Source organism: Acinetobacter sp. RG5, assembly GCF_031844265.1.
Lineage (GTDB): Bacteria > Pseudomonadota > Gammaproteobacteria > Pseudomonadales > Moraxellaceae > Acinetobacter.
Genome location: NZ_JAUZUV010000002.1, coordinates 45931 through 63053, shown reverse-complemented (window position 1 = coordinate 63053; position 17123 = coordinate 45931). Strand labels below are relative to the sequence as shown.

General features: G+C 42.5%; 15 protein-coding genes. 10 read left to right on the top strand and 5 right to left on the bottom strand.

Features of this window, described 5'->3' with window-relative positions; genetic code table 11:
* Positions 1-14: 14 nt before the first annotated feature.
* The 3 genes from Q9R21_RS02955 (at position 15) to Q9R21_RS02945 (ending at position 2171) form a co-directional block, all read left to right on the top strand.
* Positions 15-620 carry an alpha/beta hydrolase gene (locus tag Q9R21_RS02955; RefSeq protein WP_311203697.1) on the top strand — a complete coding sequence of 202 codons (606 nt, stop codon included), beginning with the start codon at positions 15-17 and terminating at the stop codon, positions 618-620.
* Positions 621-1556 carry a site-specific tyrosine recombinase/integron integrase gene (gene xerA, locus Q9R21_RS02950; protein ID WP_311203696.1) on the top strand — a complete coding sequence of 312 codons (936 nt, stop codon included), beginning with the start codon at positions 621-623 and terminating at the stop codon, positions 1554-1556.
* A gap of 231 nt (positions 1557-1787) precedes the next feature.
* A complete protein-coding gene (locus Q9R21_RS02945; RefSeq protein WP_004645713.1) occupies positions 1788-2171 on the top strand; it encodes a hypothetical protein in 384 nt (127 codons plus the stop codon).
* A gap of 208 nt (positions 2172-2379) precedes the next feature.
* On the opposite strand, the gene Q9R21_RS02940 is transcribed toward Q9R21_RS02945, so the two are convergent.
* Positions 2380-2874, bottom strand: a complete 495-nt coding sequence (locus Q9R21_RS02940; RefSeq protein WP_004645712.1) for an Lrp/AsnC family transcriptional regulator — start codon at positions 2872-2874, stop codon at positions 2380-2382.
* Positions 2875-2986: 112 nt separating this feature from the next.
* Between Q9R21_RS02940 and Q9R21_RS02935 the strand changes: the two genes are divergently transcribed.
* The 6 genes from Q9R21_RS02935 (at position 2987) to Q9R21_RS02910 (ending at position 10456) form a co-directional block, all read left to right on the top strand.
* Positions 2987-3592 (top strand): LysE family translocator, encoded by a 606-nt coding sequence (locus tag Q9R21_RS02935; RefSeq protein WP_005252483.1) that lies wholly within the window; start codon positions 2987-2989, stop codon positions 3590-3592.
* Positions 3593-4116: 524 nt separating this feature from the next.
* Positions 4117-4869, top strand: a complete 753-nt coding sequence (locus Q9R21_RS02930) for an electron transfer flavoprotein subunit beta/FixA family protein (RefSeq protein WP_004731799.1) — start codon at positions 4117-4119, stop codon at positions 4867-4869.
* Positions 4870-4887: 18 nt separating this feature from the next.
* Positions 4888-5820 (top strand): FAD-binding protein, encoded by a 933-nt coding sequence (locus tag Q9R21_RS02925; protein ID WP_005252481.1) that lies wholly within the window; start codon positions 4888-4890, stop codon positions 5818-5820.
* A 180-nt stretch (positions 5821-6000) separates the two neighbouring features.
* Positions 6001-6660, top strand: coding sequence for a hypothetical protein (locus tag Q9R21_RS02920; RefSeq protein ID WP_253147340.1), 660 nt, complete (start codon positions 6001-6003; stop codon positions 6658-6660).
* A gap of 320 nt (positions 6661-6980) precedes the next feature.
* Positions 6981-9962: a DNA gyrase subunit A gene (gene gyrA / locus Q9R21_RS02915; RefSeq protein WP_311203695.1), complete on the top strand. Its 2982-nt coding sequence runs from the start codon at positions 6981-6983 to the stop codon at positions 9960-9962.
* Between the two features lie 68 nt (positions 9963-10030).
* A complete protein-coding gene (locus tag Q9R21_RS02910; protein WP_311203694.1) occupies positions 10031-10456 on the top strand; it encodes a DUF3887 domain-containing protein in 426 nt (141 codons plus the stop codon).
* A 27-nt stretch (positions 10457-10483) separates the two neighbouring features.
* Here Q9R21_RS02910 and Q9R21_RS02905 read toward each other — a convergent pair whose 3' ends face one another.
* From Q9R21_RS02905 to Q9R21_RS02890, 4 genes are read right to left on the bottom strand one after another with little or no spacing between them, the layout of a single operon-like run.
* Complete coding sequence (locus Q9R21_RS02905; protein ID WP_311203693.1) at positions 10484-11584, bottom strand: ABC transporter permease; 1101 nt, start codon at positions 11582-11584, stop codon at positions 10484-10486.
* On the bottom strand, positions 11581-12711 hold the full coding sequence (locus tag Q9R21_RS02900) for an ABC transporter permease (protein WP_311203692.1): 1131 nt from the start codon (positions 12709-12711) through the stop codon (positions 11581-11583). The genes Q9R21_RS02905 and Q9R21_RS02900 overlap by 4 nt, the downstream gene beginning before the upstream one ends.
* Complete coding sequence (locus Q9R21_RS02895) at positions 12711-13841, bottom strand: biotin/lipoyl-binding protein (RefSeq protein ID WP_311203691.1); 1131 nt, start codon at positions 13839-13841, stop codon at positions 12711-12713. Before Q9R21_RS02895 ends, Q9R21_RS02900 begins: the two co-directional genes overlap by 1 nt.
* 11 nt (positions 13842-13852) lie before the next feature.
* A complete protein-coding gene (locus Q9R21_RS02890; RefSeq protein ID WP_311203690.1) occupies positions 13853-15313 on the bottom strand; it encodes a TolC family protein in 1461 nt (486 codons plus the stop codon).
* A gap of 360 nt (positions 15314-15673) precedes the next feature.
* On the opposite strand from Q9R21_RS02890, the gene serC reads away from it, so the two are divergent.
* Positions 15674-16753, top strand: coding sequence for a 3-phosphoserine/phosphohydroxythreonine transaminase (serC, locus tag Q9R21_RS02885; RefSeq protein ID WP_311203689.1), 1080 nt, complete (start codon positions 15674-15676; stop codon positions 16751-16753).
* Positions 16754-17123: the final 370 nt, after the last annotated feature.

Below are 17123 nucleotides of genomic sequence, written 5' to 3'. Positions count from 1 at the left end.
AGAATTTGAATGAGATGAATACGCTTGTGTTCCTGCCGGGTGCTTCAGGAAGCCAGCACTTTTGGCAGCCATTAAGGGCAGCATTAACCAAATATCCAGATCAGCAAGTCATTGCCTATCCGGGCTTTGATGGCGTAGCACCAAATTTGGCCATTCAAAACCTGTATGATCTGCAAGAATTCGTGAAAGAAAAAATTGAGGATGATTCCATTCTGATTGCCCAGTCTATGGGCGGTGTCTTGGCCGTTGGGTTGGCACTCAATCATCCGCAGAAAGTCAAAGGGCTGGTATTGTTGGCGACATCTGGTGGTCTGAATTTAAAAACTTTTCATTGTGCAGACTGGCGAACAGATTATCGTGAACTGTTTAAAACAGCGCCGGACTGGTTTGAACAAGACCAAACTGAATTTAGCCGCGTTCAGCTTGAAAGTCTTGACATTCCGATCTTACTGATCTGGGGCGATCATGATCCTTTAAGTACTGTTCAGCTTGGACAATACTTGGCAGGAATTTTTAAAAATGCAAAATTGCATATTATCCAAGGTGGAGATCATTTCTTTGCCAACTCTCATGCAAATCAGGTTGCAATGCTGATTCAAGATTATTTGGAGCAACTCTAAATGGAGCAAGCAGTGATTGTCCCACCTCAACTCTTGCTTAACATGTGGCTGAAAGAACGTGAAATTCAAAACCAGTCCAAACATACCTTGCAAGCCTATGAACGTGATGTCTCAGATTTTTTAGAGTTTTGCCAGCGTGAGCAGCTCAATTTAAACGATGTAGAAGCCACCGATTTACGCCAGTTTCTGGCTGAAAAAGTGGAACAGCATCAGCTCAGTCCTAGCAGCCTGCAACGTATGCTTTCGGCTATTCGTCAGTTTATGAAATGGGCCGAGCAGGCTCAGCATATGGCTTTTAATCCGGCGGATGATTTTCAGTTAAAACGTCAATCGCGTCCTTTGCCGGGCATGGTGGATATTGAAACCGTCAACCAAATTATTGATCAGCCTGCGCCTGAAAATGAAATACAACAGCAAATGTGGCTCCGGGACAAAGCGATGTTAGAATTGCTTTATTCCAGTGGGCTGCGTCTGGCAGAACTGCAAAGCCTGAGAATTAAAGATATTGATTTCAACCGGCAGTTATTACGCATTACTGGTAAAGGCAATAAAACCCGGATAATGCCTTTCGGTTCCAAGGCCAAAGACAGCGTGATGGCTTGGTTGCAAGTCTATCCCTTATGGAATGGCGATTTTGTACCGGAGGCGAATGTATTTATTACCCAGAAAGGCAATCCGCTCGGTGCACGACAAATTGAAAATCGGGTCAAGTTTCAGGCGCAGCGCGCAGGCGTGAATGTAGATTTACATCCGCATTTGTTAAGACATTGTTTTGCGAGTCACATGTTATCGAATAGCCGGGACTTACGAGCCGTGCAGGAAATGCTGGGACACAGTAATTTAACCACCACGCAAATTTATACCCATGTTGATTTTGACCATCTGGCCCAGATTTATGATCAGGCCCATCCGCGTGCGCAGCATAAAGAAGATTGATCATGTGCCAAGTGTTATAGAATAAAAATCATGAAAATTGTATTTTTGGCACAAAACTTTCATATATAAACCTTAAAATGGAATTGAACTGAACATTGGCGTTCGGGTAAGCATTTCACTATTGTCTTATTCGTTAAATGCGCCATTTCAGGTATAACAATAACTAGTATTTAATATTTAAAATGAAATATTGCTGAGTAGAGTCTCAGCATTTGACCGATGGGAGGTGACATGGACACACTGGTAATTGCAGATATAGAGCAAAAATATGCACAGTTAAGTGAAGCTCAAAAAGAAATGTTCGCAGGTTATGGTTTGCGACAAATCAAGCATTTTGTGGACATTAGCTTACCCAATCTTGAAGCGACCTTACCTGAAGGCGCCATCATTCAAGGGATTAATGCCGATGGAAAAGTTCAGGCCTTTAATGCGGCGACTAGGCAATACTATTTATGGATTTCTGATTTGCAATGGCAATTGTCGAATCGTGCGACCCAGGCAGTCGATTTAAAAGAAGATGCGATTGCAATTTGGCAAATTTTTGAATTGGCAGACTATGAGCTGGTAGATTTAAGCCATGTACATCGTGATTTTTTAGCACAAGAAACTGAGTAAATTCTGAAGCATCCACATAACATAAAAATAAGATTCAGTCCTGTGATTTGGCTTTGCTCAAGAGGAAAAGGTTGTCTTCTATAGGCAACCTTTTCTTATAGTAGAACTTTCAATCTATGCGCTTGCAGCACATGTTATGGTTTAAGCAAGCTACGATTATGCAAATCTTAAATTAAGAACATAGCGTCGTTGTCTAAAATCAGTTTGCCTATAAATCTTCTAAAGGCAGCTGGAAACTCTGTTTAATAATCTGACTCGGTAAATCTGTTTTGACACTGGTAATACCATTTTTTTTGGTCAGATGGGTCGACTGAAATTTACGGTAACTTTCCAGATCAGGTACCACAACTTTCAACATGGCATCGCTCTCTCCCAAAATAATGTAGCACTCCATCACTTGCGGCAATTCTTTCATCGCCTCAATAAAGGTATCAATGGTTTCGGCATCCTGACCGACCAGCCAGATGCGCGAAAATAAAATCAGCTGAAAACCAATTTTTTGTTGGTCGACAATAGTCGTGTAATTCTGAATCACGCCTGCATCTTCCAGTAATTTTACCCGGCGTAAACAGGACGAAGGTGAAAGTCCGATTTCACGTGCCAGATCATTATTCTGAATACGGCCATTGGCCTGTAAATGTCGAATGATATTTTTATCAATTCGATCAAGTTTTACCCGCACAGACTTGGTGGATATTTTCATAAATTAGAATAATATTCGAAAAATAATACTTATTATAAAATAAAATGAAAGCCAATTTTGTAAAAAATCGCAGATACTTATTTCACTTTCTGGAGTTTGAAAGGAAAAGGAAATGTCTGTATTTGTACTCTTTGCACTGACCGTGCTTCCCCTGATTTTTACGCCTGGACCCGATATGTTATTTATCCTGTCTCAAGTGATGGGTAAAGATGCAAAAGCAGGCATGATGGCAACCTTAGGGGTGTGTTGCGGTTATCTGGTGCATTCTATTCTGGTGGCACTCGGGATTGCGGCTATTATTGTCTCTTTTCCGGTGCTGTTTGAAACGATTCGCTGGCTCGGGATTGCTTATCTGCTGTATCTGGCCTTTGGTTTGCTCAAATCGGTATTCAGTAAAAACGCGCTGAACATTGAGAAAAAGACCTCAGCCAATCCGATTAAAAAAGGTTTTTTTACCGCACTGTTAAATCCGAAAGGCATGTTGATTTATTTTGCGATTTTGCCGCAGTTTATTGATAAATCGGCCAATACTGTCAGTCAAGGTTTGATTCTGTCCTTTATTTTTATCAGTCTGATTTTTGTGGTGTATTGTGGCTTAAGTATTTTATTCAGCAAAATCAGCCAGAAAACCCAAATGGATGAACGTAAACAAAAATGGGTGGATGGAACTTCTGGTGGTTTACTGGCACTTGCCGCAAGCTGGCTCATCATTAATTAATCGGGTTGCAAAAAAGCATACTGTTCGCAGTATGCTTTTTTTTATAATTGCGAAGATTTGAAATTAAATATTCACTTTGTCGGCGTAGAATTCAATGCGCTGGTTTATTATTTGGTCAATTTGTCTTTATATTGGGTTTAATTCGCTCTCAAAAAGAATTCTGTCCAAAATGACAAAAGCTGACATAGGTATATTCCGGCTATTTTGCTTCAAGCTGCTTTAAATCCATTTAGATTAAAACTGATCAATCAAAACTTCTGATGTGAGTAATCAGATAAAAAAATAATATAAATCAATGGTTAAATTTTAAGTAAATATTGATACATTTCATTGTAATAAAACGATAACAATTAATTGTGAACGCATCGTTCAGGGAAAATTACGCATTTTTACAGCTCTTTGTTGAATTGTGACTTGACCGAAATGCCGTACACATTGCAAGATAGGGCACCTAAAAAAATTTAAGTGAAGAGTTACACTAACTTTTCTCAACATTTACATTTGCTAAAACAGCCGAGGATTACATGAAGGCTCTTGTTGCTGTAAAACGTGTGGTTGATGCCAACGTTAAAGTTCGTGTTAAACCGGACAACAGTGGTGTTGACTTAACTAACGTTAAAATGTCAATTAATCCATTCTGTGAAATCGCAGTGGAAGAAGCGGTTCGTTTAAAAGAAAAAGGAACTGTTTCAGAAATCATTGTTGTTTCTATTGGTCCTAAAGAAGCCCAAGAACAAATCCGTTCTGCAATGGCGCTTGGTGCTGACCGCGGTATTCTGGTTGAAGCTGATGACAGCCAACTGGGTGCGCTGGAAATCGCTAAAATTCTGAAAGGCGTTGTTGACGCTGAACAACCACAATTGATCCTTCTGGGTAAGCAAGCAATTGATGATGACTCGAATCAGGTTGGTCAGATGCTTGGCGCTCTAATGGGTGCGGGTCAAGGTACATTCGCTTCTGAAGTGAAAGTAGATGGCGACAAAGTACAAGTAACACGTGAAGTAGACGGCGGTTTACAAACTGTTGAACTGACACTTCCAGCAATCATTACCACTGACTTGCGTTTGAACGAGCCTCGTTATGCGGCACTTCCAAACATCATGAAAGCGCGTAAAAAACCGCTTGATACCAAGTCACCTGCAGATTTCGGTGTAAACCCTGCAACTAAACTGAAAACAGTGAAAGTTGAATCACCTGCAGAGCGTAAAGCTGGCGTACAAGTGAAGTCTGTAGACGAGCTTGTAGAAAAATTAAAAAACGAAGCGAAAGTGATCTAATACAGAAGGATAAAAATCATGAGTATTTTAGTTATCGCTGAGCACGACAACAAAGCATTAAACGCTGCTACTTTAAACGTTGTTGCTGCAGCGCAAAAAATCGGTGGTGATATCACTGTATTGGTTGCTGGTTCTGGCGCTCAGGCAGTTGCTGACCAAGCGGCTAAAGTTGCGGGTGTAAGCAAAGTATTACTTGCTGATGACGCTGCTTATGCAAACCAATTGGCTGAAAATGTGGCTAAACTTGTTGCTGAATTAGGTAAAGGCTATACACATATCCTTGCTGCTTCTACAACAACTGGTAAAAACATTTTGCCACGTGCAGCTGCGCTTCTTGACGTAAGCATGATCACTGACATCATTGCGGTAGATGGTCCTAAGACTTTCAAACGTCCGATCTATGCAGGTAACGCAATTGCGACTGTAGAATCAGGCGAAAGCATCGTATTGGCGACTGTTCGTGGTACAGCATTTGATGCTGTAGCTGCTGAAGGCGGTTCTGCTGCTGTTGAAGCTGCTGCGTCTACTGGTGATGCGGGTATTTCTAAGTTTATCAACGAAGAAATCGTAAAGTCTGAACGTCCTGAACTGACAGCTGCGCGTATTGTGGTTTCTGGTGGTCGTGGTGTAGGTTCTGGTGAGAACTATCACAAGATCCTTGATCCATTGGCCGACAAGCTTGGTGCTGCTCAAGGTGCATCACGTGCTGCGGTAGATGCTGGCTTCGTACCAAACGATATGCAAGTGGGTCAAACTGGTAAAATCGTTGCACCTGACCTGTACATCGCGGTAGGTATCTCTGGTGCGATTCAGCATTTGGCGGGTATGAAAGAGTCTAAAGTGATCGTTGCGATCAACAAAGATGAAGAAGCACCAATCAATGCAGTCGCTGACTACTGGTTAGTCGGTGACCTGAACACTGTAATTCCAGAATTGGTTTCTAAAATCTAATTCCTGAATCAGCTTTAAAAAAACGCTCTTGCGCAGGCAGTGAAAGCAATGCTTTCCTGTTTTGTGCAAGGGCGTTTTCTTATGCAAAAATTTTAAAAATACTCGGCAGTCGAAACTAGAGTATTTCATTTGCATGAAAAGTGATAAAATCCCGGTTTGCTTTTTCTCCTGTTTTTAATCATGTCCTTTTCCAAAGCCGCCCATATCCTGTTCATTAGTTTTCTGCTGATTGCGCTTTATCTGGGTATTTGTATTCATACTGCCCTGAATGCACCGCCTGCGGTGACTCAGTATTTATTTAGTGAATCAGGCGCTTTTGAAGTCATGAGTCCATGGTTATGGTACTTGCTGGCAGTGCTGTGTTTGCTTAATGTTGAAATCAAACCTAATACCCGAGTGTTTACGGCTATAGCAGCGACATTGTTGGGATTACGGGAAATGGATTTCCATAAGCAGGTGTTTGAAATGAGTTTTATCAAAACTAATTTCTATCGCAGTGCTGAAATTCCGCTCATGGATAAGCTGCTCGGATTTATTTTATTGCTCGGCATTATTTTTGTCTTTCTGGTACTGGCGAAAAAGCTGGTTCAAACCATACGAAGCATGAAGAATTCTTTGAATATTGCACATTTTTTTATCTTCCTTACCATTGCCTGTGGCGGACTAAGCAAGGTGCTCGATCGCACGACTTCAACCCTGAAAGATGAATTCGGCATCCAGTTGGTGCCGCATACTCAAATCATGATTATGACCATTGAGGAAGGGGTGGAGATGTTATTGCCAGTTTTACTGATTGTGGCTGTGCTGAGCTATCGTAAAGTACTGAACCAGGCACAATAAAAATATAGAAAAAACGATGAAGATGCGCCAGTTGATTGGCGCATTTTGTTTTTGTAGTACTGTATTTCTCAAAATTTGAGGTATTGAAAAATCCTGTCTGGATGCGCTAATTTTCGGTTTTCAAATAACAAGAAAATGATCACTAAAATGAAGATAATTAACAAGGTTAAGCTGAATATTTCGACACAAAAATACAAGTGTTTATGCTATAATTTAGGGCTGTATTTTAGTTTTTAACTCAGTCGTTTGAGTTAATGATTTTGCTAGTTTTACGACATATAAATACAAGCCAAAATTGGCTTGTAGAATAAGGAGTATGCATGAGCGTATCGGAAATTAGACCGATTGCCATTGAGGATGAACTTAAAAGCTCATATCTCGATTATGCGATGAGCGTGATTGTGTCACGTGCATTGCCCGATGTACGAGATGGTTTAAAACCTGTTCATCGTCGTGTGCTTTTCGCAATGCACGAATTAGGCAATGACTATAACAAAGCTTATAAAAAGTCTGCACGTGTAGTCGGTGACGTGATTGGTAAATATCACCCGCATGGTGATTATGCCGTATACGAAACCATTGTACGTATGGCGCAAGATTTCAGCTTGCGTTACCAATTGGTTGATGGTCAAGGTAACTTCGGTTCGGTCGATGGCGATAGCGCAGCAGCAATGCGTTATACCGAAGTACGTATGCGTAAACTGACCCACGAACTGTTAGCGGATCTTGAAAAAGATACCGTCGAGTGGGAAGACAACTACGATGGCTCTGAGCGTATTCCTCAAGTCATGCCAACCCGTGTACCGAACTTATTGATTAATGGTGTTACCGGTATTGCAGTCGGTATGGCGACCAATATGGCGCCGCATAACATGACTGAAGTGGTGAATGCGTGTCTGGCCTATGCTAATGATCCTCAGATCAGTATCGAAGGGTTGATGGAACATATTTCTGGTCCGGATTTCCCGACAGGCGGTATCATTTACGGTAAATCAGGCATCGTCGATGCATACCGTACCGGTAAGGGCCGTTTGCATATCCGTGGTAAATACCATTTCGAAGAAGATCCGAAGAATGGCCGTACCACGATTGTCTTCACTGAAATTCCATATCAGGTCAATAAAGCAAAAACCATTGAGCGTATTGCAGAACTGGTTAAAGAGAAAAAACTGGAAGGCATTTCAGAGCTTCGTGATGAGTCTGACAAAGACGGTATGCGTATCGCGATTGACCTGAAGCGCGGTGAAAACGCTGAAGTGATCGTGAACAACCTGTTCCAGAACACGCAACTTGAAAACTCTTTCAGCATCAATATGGTTTGCCTGGACAATGGCCAACCAAAATTGATGAACCTGAAAGACATCATTGCCGCGTTTATCCGTCACCGTCAGGAAGTAGTCACGCGTCGTACCATGTTCGAATTACGCAAAGCGCGTGAACGTGGTCATATCTTGGAAGGTTTAACCGTTGCTCTGGCAAATATTGATGCCATCATCGAAACCATCAAGAGTTCTGCAAATCCGGCTGAAGCGCGTGAGCGTTTGCAGGCAGGTGAGTGGGCAGGTGGCGGTGTTTTGGCCTTGTTGGAAAAAGCCGGTTCAGTTTCTGTGCGTCCGGATGAGATTGAAGGTGAAGACCCAAGTCGCCCATTTGGTTTGGATGGCGAGATTTATCGTTTGTCACCAACCCAGGTGAATGCAATTATGGAACTTCGCTTGCATCGTTTAACTGGTCTGGAACAAGACAAGTTACATGCTGAATATAGTGAAATCCTGTCACAAATTGCTGAACTGACTGCAATTTTGAATGACTTTAATCTGTTGATGAACGTGATTCGTGAAGAATTGGCATTAATTCTTCAGCAGTATGGCGATGCACGTAAAACGTCGATTGTCGAGTCACGTATCGATTTCTCTCGTGAAGATCTGATTCCTGAAGAGCAAATGGTGCTGACGGTATCGAAATCAGGTTATGCAAAAACTCAACCATTGTCTGACTACGCTGCACAGCGTCGTGGTGGCCGTGGTAAGTCTGCGACCAGCATGAAAGAAGATGATTACATTCAACATCTGATTGTGACGTCAAGTCATGCGACGGTACTTTGCTTTACCAATGTTGGTAAGGTCTATCGTCTGAAAGTCTATGAAGTGCCGCAAGCATCACGTGGTGCGAAAGGTCGCCCAATGGTGAATTTGTTGCCACTGGATGAAAACGAGACCATTACTGCGATCTTGCCTGTGATTGACGCGCCGAAGAAATTCAAAGAACGTCTGGCTGCCTTCAAGGCATTTGTCAAAGCCAATGCAGCGCAGTTGCAAGCCAATGAAGTGATCAATGCTCATTTTGCCGAGCTTGAAGCAGCGCTGACAGAATCTGAAGATGGTGCGGATGATATTTCTGATGCATTGCGTATTCAATTGAAACAGTTGGGCTTGGAGCTTTCTGCAACAGATCTTGATGATGACATTATCAATGACTTTGCTCAGCAGGCTGAAGCGGTACGTAAAAACTTCTATGTGTTTATGGCGACTGAATACGGTACGATTAAACGTGTAGAGCTTGAACAGTTCTCAAATGTTCGTTCAAACGGTTTACGTGCGATTGAGCTGAATGGCGATGATACCTTGATTGGTGTAGCGATTACTGATGGCGAACAGCAAATCATGTTGTTCTCGAACGAAGGTAAAGCCATTCGCTTCGCAGAGACTGATGTACGTTCAATGGGCCGTTCTGCCAAAGGTGTACGTGGTATGCGCGTGACTATTGGTGCAGCTGCACAGCTAGAAGAAAATGATGAAACTGAGATCGAGTCTGATGACGAAGATGGTTCAGATTCAGCATTGATTAGCCGAATCGTATCACTGGTTGTTGTACCTGAAACTGGCGAAGTACTGTGTGCATCTGAAAATGGTTATGGTAAACGTACTCCAGTAGATGATTTCCCGACCAAGAAACGTGGCGGTAAGGGCGTGATTGCGATCAAGACCTCTGAACGTAACGGTCAATTGGTGGGCGCTGTTGCCATCGATGCTTCTAAAGAACTGATGCTAATCTCTGATGGCGGTACGCTGGTTCGTACCCGTGCATCTGAAGTGGCGCAAACCGGTCGTAACGCACAGGGTGTTCGTCTGATCCGCCTAGGTAATGAGGAATTGCTGGTTGGTGTCGTTTCAATCGAAGCGGTTGAAGAAGATGAGTTTGTTGAAGCGATTGAAGGTGCAGAATCTTTAGTAGCAGAAACAGATGTAGCAGCTGAAACTGAGCAAGTTGCAAAAGATGGTGAAAATTCAGTAGAAGAATAAGTTTTTTACTGATAAAAAGGGCGCTTCGGCGTCCTTTTTTATAAACCTTGACTGCATAAGGGTAAGCGATGAAAACCAAATTAATGTTGTTGGCAGCAGCGGTTGCATTGACTGGCTGTAATTCAATGGACAATATTCCGAATCCGAGTCCTGAACAGGAAAAGGCGGCACAGCTGGCTTATGAGGATTTGCGTGACGGGAAATATGAGGAATTTCTGGATCAGTTAGAACCGCAGTTGCAAACCCAGTTTAAGGATAATGAAAAGCTGATGAAACGCTTTTCACGTTCAATTCCTCAAGGTGAATACAAGTCTAAGACTTTAATGACCAAAGAGATTGAAGAAGCAACCAATCAGCTTGGGCAATATAAGGTCAGCTATGAAATTGCCTATCCGGAAAATCTGGTTCAGTATGATGTGAGTTTTGACAAGCCGAATGGTAGCAACAAGATTCGTAATTTCAATATTCAAGTCTTTGGCGAATCGAGTAAATAAGTGGAATAGGAGCATTGCTATAATGCTCTATCTGCTTTGATGACCAGAAATTAAACGTCGATAAGCCAGGAAAAAGCACAAGCTACCGATCATTCCAAGATAAAGCAATTTAGGCAAGACTAGTGCGGTAGGTACACCCATCTGATTGAGTTGAATAAACATCTGCACAATTTGGGTAGAGGGCAGGATTTCGCCAACGACTTGCATCCAGATGGGCATGGCAGCATGTGGCCAGGCCGCACCAGATAAAAAGAACAGTGGAATGGAAGTGAATACAATCACATGACCCGCACGTTCTGGCAGATCCAGAAAACTGGCAAATAGGCAGGTCATGCCAATTATCGTGTAGATAAAAACCGGAACAGCCAGTAGCATCCCGAACAGGTTGCCACCGCGCGGATAATCAAACAGCCAGAAGCTAAAGCCGAATAAATAGAAACATCCCAGACAGCCGATGGTGAAGATGGCTAAGCACATCCCAATCAATGCATTTGTGTTTAATTCTATTTTTCTTTCCTGATGTACCAAAATCAGCATACTCAAACCCAAAAGAATGGTTTGGTGGATAATTAAGGGTGCAACCGCAGGAAAGACATAACTGCCATAGCCGGACAGTGGATTAAATAAAGGAATTTGATGCACAGAAAGGGCTGGTGAAAAATCCGAGACCTCGCCAAAGCGTTCAGCATAATCTGCCAAAGTTTGCTCAACTGATGTGGCTAAGCCCAGACCAATTTGTTTGGTCACTAAAAAGTTGGCTGTACTTAAATACAGGCCAATGCCACCTGTTTCACCATGCCTTAAGCTTTGCGATAAATTGTCCGGCAGCAGTAAAATTCCATCGGCTTTTTGAGATTCCATCCATTGTTTGGCTTCGGCAAAATTTCCGGTAATCGCCTGAATTTCGACATTGGGGCTTTGTGCCACCTGACCAATAATGCGGGTGCTTAAGTTACTTTGTTCTTCATCGACAATGATAATGGGTAAGGCTTCAGCCTGCTGTGCCTGATAAGCGGTTGGATAAAAAAAGCTGTAAAATAAGACGGATAGAATAAGCGTGGTAAAGATCGTGCCGTGACTGACAATATCCTTGAAGCTTTGCAGATAGTAAAACCAGAAGGATTTCATTGGACTGCTCCTTTAGCTATTTTTTTAAGGAACAGATAGGCCAGCAGAGCGTAGACTAGGGCATAGATCAGCAGCATTAATCCAGCTTGCAGTGAAATATGCAATGGACTACCAATCACCCATTGTTCAGTTTGTAATTTGGCATAGGGCGTAAACGGAATAATATTGGACCAAAACTGGGTGAATAGGGGCGCATTATTTAAAGGTAAAGTCACACCGGCAAAACTTAAAGATGAACCGCCATAGACCGCAATGATGCCAAAAGATTTACTTAAATCTTTGGTCGCCAGAACCACTGCACTGCTTAAAAATGCATAGGCGCTATATAGCAGAAATTGTGCCGATAGAATCAGAGCGAGCGAGCCGGCAACAAACCAGCCGCGAATTTCAATCAGCCAGAACATCCAGGCCCAAGTCCACACACTAAAAATAGCCACATAGACCAGGTTCTTAGACAGTAATGCCATCCAGATGGATGAGTTGCTAATCCAGCTTATTAAGGTCTGTCGCTTCAGTTCCTGACCGACGGAAAATGCCACACAACAACACAGCAGTAAATGCAGAATTGCCGGAATGACATAGGGTTCCAGATAGAATTCATAATTCAGTTGTGGATTATACAGCGGCGATATTTTGATATGCGGCGACGGTGCTTCGAGAGAAGGCAGCCGGTTGCCCAGATATTGCTGTCCGCCAAATTCAGCCAGTGCTTGCAGGCTACTAACCAGCATGGCAGATGAAATGGTATTTCCGATACTGAAATAACTCTGGTTAAAGGCAATACTGATGTCAGCATCCTGGGCACGAACCAGACGTTGCTCGGCACCGCTGGGAATATGGATATAACCCCAAATTTTATTTTGATTTAACAGGCGCTCAATTTCAGCTGTTTGTTCCGACACCGTAGCAATTTTAAGAGTATGATTCAGCGCCACATGCTGATAAATGCTTTGACTCAGCGCACTCTGGTCTTGATCAATAATCGCAATCGGTAAATGATCCGGTTTCCCTTGAGCAAACATGCTGCTGAATAAAATAATCACCAGTGCAGGTGCGAGCGTGACCAGACACAGATCCCATTTTTCGCGGAGCAGATAGCGCAGTTCGCGCCATATACCCGTCCACATTATCGGGTCTCTTTCAGTTTAAATAACACGCTCATCCCAACTTTCAGTTCAGGAATCGCTGGTGTGGGCACAAGATGCAGCTTAAAACTTCGCACATCATAACCGCCGGTTTGGCGTGTGGTCTTAATGGTGGCAAATTCACCTTCAGCACTGATCTGCTTGATTTTAAAAGTGGCGGTTTTATCTAGGGCGGGAATATAACCTTCAATACTGCTCATTTTCTGAAACGGGGCATATTGGTCTTCACGAATATTCAGGCTCACCCACATTTGATCTTCAATCAGGCTGACCACAGGGACTGCGGTGGCTACCAGCTCCGAGGCTTTGCCATAGGTTTTAGACACCGTTCCGTTTACAGGTGCTACTAATTGGGTTTCTGCTTCTAAAGCATTGGCTTCATCCAGCGCAGCCTGGGCAATATCTACCTGTGCATCGGCGGAACTCTTTTGCTGCGAAGTGCTGCCACGTTTGGCACGTGCGTATTGCTGATACGCTGCTTCTGTCATTTGTGCTGCTGATTGACTGGCTGCATACAATTCATCACGGCGCTGGCGTGAAATCACACCTTCCTTAAATAAATTTGCACCACGCTCATAAGAAACTTTGGCTAAATTTTGCTGTGCTTTCAGCGATTGCCAGTTGGCATACAGGCTCGCGATATTTTCTTCTTGCGAGCCACGTTCAGCAGTCGATTGTAAGGCCAGCGCAGATTGTAAAGCCGCTGCGGCTTGCTGTTTTTTGGCCTGAATTTCCGGGCTGTTTAAGCGCACCAGTACATCGCCTTTTTTGACCCGCTGACCTTCTTCTACATAAATTTCTTCAATACGGCTTGGCACTTTGGTCGCCACCTGAACTGTTTCAGCTTCTACACGACCCTGCAATTCCAGCGGAGCCGGTTGGTAGCTTTTCCATAATCCAAAAGCAATGACTGCCAGTAGAACTGGAATCAGGGCGAGCAATAAATATTTTTTCTTTTTAGCAATTTCAGGAGCTTGTTCATGCTCGGTCGAAGTCGCCGCGTTACTTTCTATTTCAGTCTTTGTTTCTACCTGTTGCGCAGGCGATTTTTCTGTATCGCTGGATGAAGCCGCTTCATTCACAGGATCATTGGGTTTTTGATCTTCGTTCATGTTCGGCTCCATTAGCGAATATAGTGAGTGTTGGTATGTTGGATGTAGTTCGGAAATTCTGCAATCGAGCCATGGCTTTGTAATAGGGTGGCCAGTGACATCACATATTTGTAAGCATTCAAGGCAGTTTCGGCTCGTAGTCCGCTCAGCATATTTTGTGCATCGATGACCTGTGTGGCGGTGCCCATATCTTCTTTAAAGGACAATTCTTGGATGCGTAAATTTTCCTGTGCGGCTTTCAAGTTTTGTGCCAGAAGCGCATCACTTTGCTGTGCACTGAGGGCTTCGCTATAAGATTTATAAATCAGATTTTCAATTTCCTGCTGGGTGCGTGCAGTGAGCAGTTCTGTGGCAGAGCGTTTGAGTTCGGCAGCCTGAATATTTTTGTTTTTATCAATTCCGGAAAATAAGTTATAACGGGCAGCCACCCCGACAATCCAGTTTTCATTTTGATCCAGACTATATTCGCCAAAAGCAAAAACATTCGGTTTTTTCGCTGCTTGCTGGGCTTTGACATTGGCTTGAGCCAATTGAGTATCCAGCTGCATTTTTTGAATCAGCGCAGAGTTCTGACTAAAGGTTTTCAGCAGATGATTTAAGGCCTGTGGCTCGGTTTTATTGACAAATAAAGGCGTCGAAAGTTCGGTGATGCTACTTTCCTGAAGCAGATTATTCAGCTGGAACAGGGCAGCATTCAAATTGGCCTGCGTATTTTGCTGACTGCGCTCGGCATTATTGCGTGCCACTTCAAACTGCATGCGCTGGCCTTTACTGATAAAACCTTGCTGTTCTATCTTTAAGGCATTGCGATAATGCTGTTGCATGGCATTCAGGTTAAATAGTGCTACTGCATGCAGTTGCTTTTGGAGTTGTACATTAAAATAACTTTGAATCAGTTCAAAACGCTGCGTGTCTTGCTGCTGTTTGTTGCTGAGCTGACTACGACCGACCTGAATATTGGCGATTTCTTTGGCGCTGCTTGTCAGTCCACCGGTATAAAGCGGCATCATAACTGAAACCGTTGGGCGAATCACCTGATCATCCAGCACGACATTCGCACTATCAGGAATTAAGCCCACCCCATTTTGAATAGGTTGTCTTAGACTATTTTTTAGCGGGTCAGCCAGATCACCTAAGTTCAGTTCATCAATTCTATTATTGACACCATCCGTTAAGGATTGCTCTAAATTATTTTTTAATGTACCCAAAGGCAGATCGAGTTCATTATGAAAGGCATACGCACGAACATTCAGGTCGACTCGTGGCAGACCTATACCTTTCACTGCTTCAGCTTCAAGTTTTGAGGCCTGTTCCAGACTTTGATAGGCTTGGCTGCTATAAGAATTTTGCAACAACTGACGTTCAGCGTCCTGAAAGCTGATGCTCTGTGCATGAGCAAAGCTGCCATACATCATCGATGCAAGCAGATTTAAACTCCAGACAAGCTGTCTTTTATTTTTCTTTAAGTTCATAAAGTCGCTAAACTGATTTAAAGCCGGTAATGTTATCCGGCTAGTATAAATCAAAGGTTCGTAGATAGAACTAGTGTAAAGTTATAGTATTGTTTCTTTTACATCTGTATTTCAAATACTTGTCGGCTATTTTTGATGGAATATCTAAAATTAAAAAATAGCTTAATTTTGAATATTTTCAATTGTTAGTGCAAAGATGATAAAAACAGCAGGCTAAAATACTGGTCAATTTATCTTGTGAATCTACATTGATTTTTTGACTCTATCTTGACTCATAGATTGAAATAATTTTGTGCAAGACCCTGCCAGATATGGTTAAATGCCATCATTTGATTGTGTTTCACTCTGAAAGGAAAAATCATGCGCGCGTACAACTTCTGTGCTGGTCCTGCTGCATTACCGACTGCCGTACTTGAAAAAGCTCAAGCTGAAATGCTTGACTGGCATGGCAAAGGTCTTTCGATCATGGAAATGAGCCACCGTAGTGCCGACTATGTTGCCATGGCTGAAAAAGCGGAAGCAGACCTGCGCAAACTCATGAATATTCCTGAGAACTACAAAGTATTGTTCTTGCAGGGTGGGGCATCACTACAGTTCTCGGCAATTCCATTGAACCTGCTTGGCAAAAACAACAAAGCAGACTATATCGATACCGGCATCTGGTCTGAAAAAGCCTTGAAAGAAGCGAAACGTTATGGCGATATCAATGTTGTAAAAGCAGGTATCCAAATTGATGGCAAATATGCGATCAGTGCACAAAGCGAATGGAATCTTTCTGATGATGCAGCTTATGTGCATTATGCGGATAATGAAACTATTGGCGGTCTGCAATTTTCTTCAATTCCTGAAACAGACAAGCCATTAGTGTGCGACTATTCATCTAGTATTTTATCTGCACCATTAGACGTTTCTAAATTTGGTTTGATCTATGCCGGTGCGCAAAAGAATATCGGGCCTGCTGGCTTAACGCTGGTGATCATTCGTGAAGATTTACTCGATCAAGCCAAACCAGAAATTCCAAGCATCTTGAAATATTCAGATCAAGCGAAAAATGGCTCAATGGTTAACACACCATCAACTTATGCATGGTACTTGTCTGGTCTGGTGTTTGAGTGGTTGCTAGAAAATGGCGGTGTAGATGCCATGCACAAAGTGAACCTTGAGAAAGCTAACTTGCTTTATGGTTATATCGATCAAAGCGATTTTTATGCGAATCCGATTGCAAAAGCAAACCGTTCGATCATGAACGTACCATTTACTTTGGCTAATGCAGATCTTGAGAAACAGTTCCTGAAAGAAGCAGAAGCACAACATTTATTGAATCTTGCTGGTCACCGTTCAGTCGGCGGTATGCGCGCAAGTATTTATAATGCCGTGCCTTTAGAAGGCGTGCAGGCATTGGTGAACTTTATGGATGACTTTGCCAAACGCAATGGTTAATTCCTGAAACGAAAAAACCCAGCACAGGCTGGGTTTTTTATGCATTCAATAATTTTAGAAAATAAAAGTATGCAGGATGAATCCGCAGATCAGCATCCCCAACATGAAAAAAAGGCAGGACATCATATCAATATTATAGCGGGAGCTAAGATGATGCTCGACCTGTTGTAATGTTTCTTCTTGCACGATTTTCATAGATATTTATTGTCCGATCTATTTATCGTTAATACTAATTTGTTGTGAGTATTTTTATCATAAAAAATTGATTAAATAAAGTACATTTTTAATTAAAGAGCATAAATTTCATTTTTATTTAAATATTAGATTTGTATGACAACAGATTATTTATATGAGAAATCAATCGCTTATT

Coding starts and splice junctions, on each gene's coding strand:
- Q9R21_RS02940 (WP_004645712.1), bottom strand. CDS start 2,874: ATGAAAATATCCACCAAGTCTGTGCGGGTAAAACTTGATCGAATTGAT.
- serC (WP_311203689.1), top strand. CDS start 15,674: ATGCGCGCGTACAACTTCTGTGCTGGTCCTGCTGCATTACCGACTGCC.
- Q9R21_RS02890 (WP_311203690.1), bottom strand. CDS start 15,313: ATGAACTTAAAGAAAAATAAAAGACAGCTTGTCTGGAGTTTAAATCTG.
- Q9R21_RS02910 (WP_311203694.1), top strand. CDS start 10,031: ATGAAAACCAAATTAATGTTGTTGGCAGCAGCGGTTGCATTGACTGGC.
- Q9R21_RS02945 (WP_004645713.1), top strand. CDS start 1,788: ATGGACACACTGGTAATTGCAGATATAGAGCAAAAATATGCACAGTTA.
- Q9R21_RS02895 (WP_311203691.1), bottom strand. CDS start 13,841: ATGAACGAAGATCAAAAACCCAATGATCCTGTGAATGAAGCGGCTTCA.
- Q9R21_RS02925 (WP_005252481.1), top strand. CDS start 4,888: ATGAGTATTTTAGTTATCGCTGAGCACGACAACAAAGCATTAAACGCT.
- Q9R21_RS02955 (WP_311203697.1), top strand. CDS start 15: ATGAATACGCTTGTGTTCCTGCCGGGTGCTTCAGGAAGCCAGCACTTT.
- gyrA (WP_311203695.1), top strand. CDS start 6,981: ATGAGCGTATCGGAAATTAGACCGATTGCCATTGAGGATGAACTTAAA.
- Q9R21_RS02900 (WP_311203692.1), bottom strand. CDS start 12,711: ATGTGGACGGGTATATGGCGCGAACTGCGCTATCTGCTCCGCGAAAAA.
- Q9R21_RS02930 (WP_004731799.1), top strand. CDS start 4,117: ATGAAGGCTCTTGTTGCTGTAAAACGTGTGGTTGATGCCAACGTTAAA.
- Q9R21_RS02935 (WP_005252483.1), top strand. CDS start 2,987: ATGTCTGTATTTGTACTCTTTGCACTGACCGTGCTTCCCCTGATTTTT.
- Q9R21_RS02905 (WP_311203693.1), bottom strand. CDS start 11,584: ATGAAATCCTTCTGGTTTTACTATCTGCAAAGCTTCAAGGATATTGTC.
- xerA (WP_311203696.1), top strand. CDS start 621: ATGGAGCAAGCAGTGATTGTCCCACCTCAACTCTTGCTTAACATGTGG.
- Q9R21_RS02920 (WP_253147340.1), top strand. CDS start 6,001: ATGTCCTTTTCCAAAGCCGCCCATATCCTGTTCATTAGTTTTCTGCTG.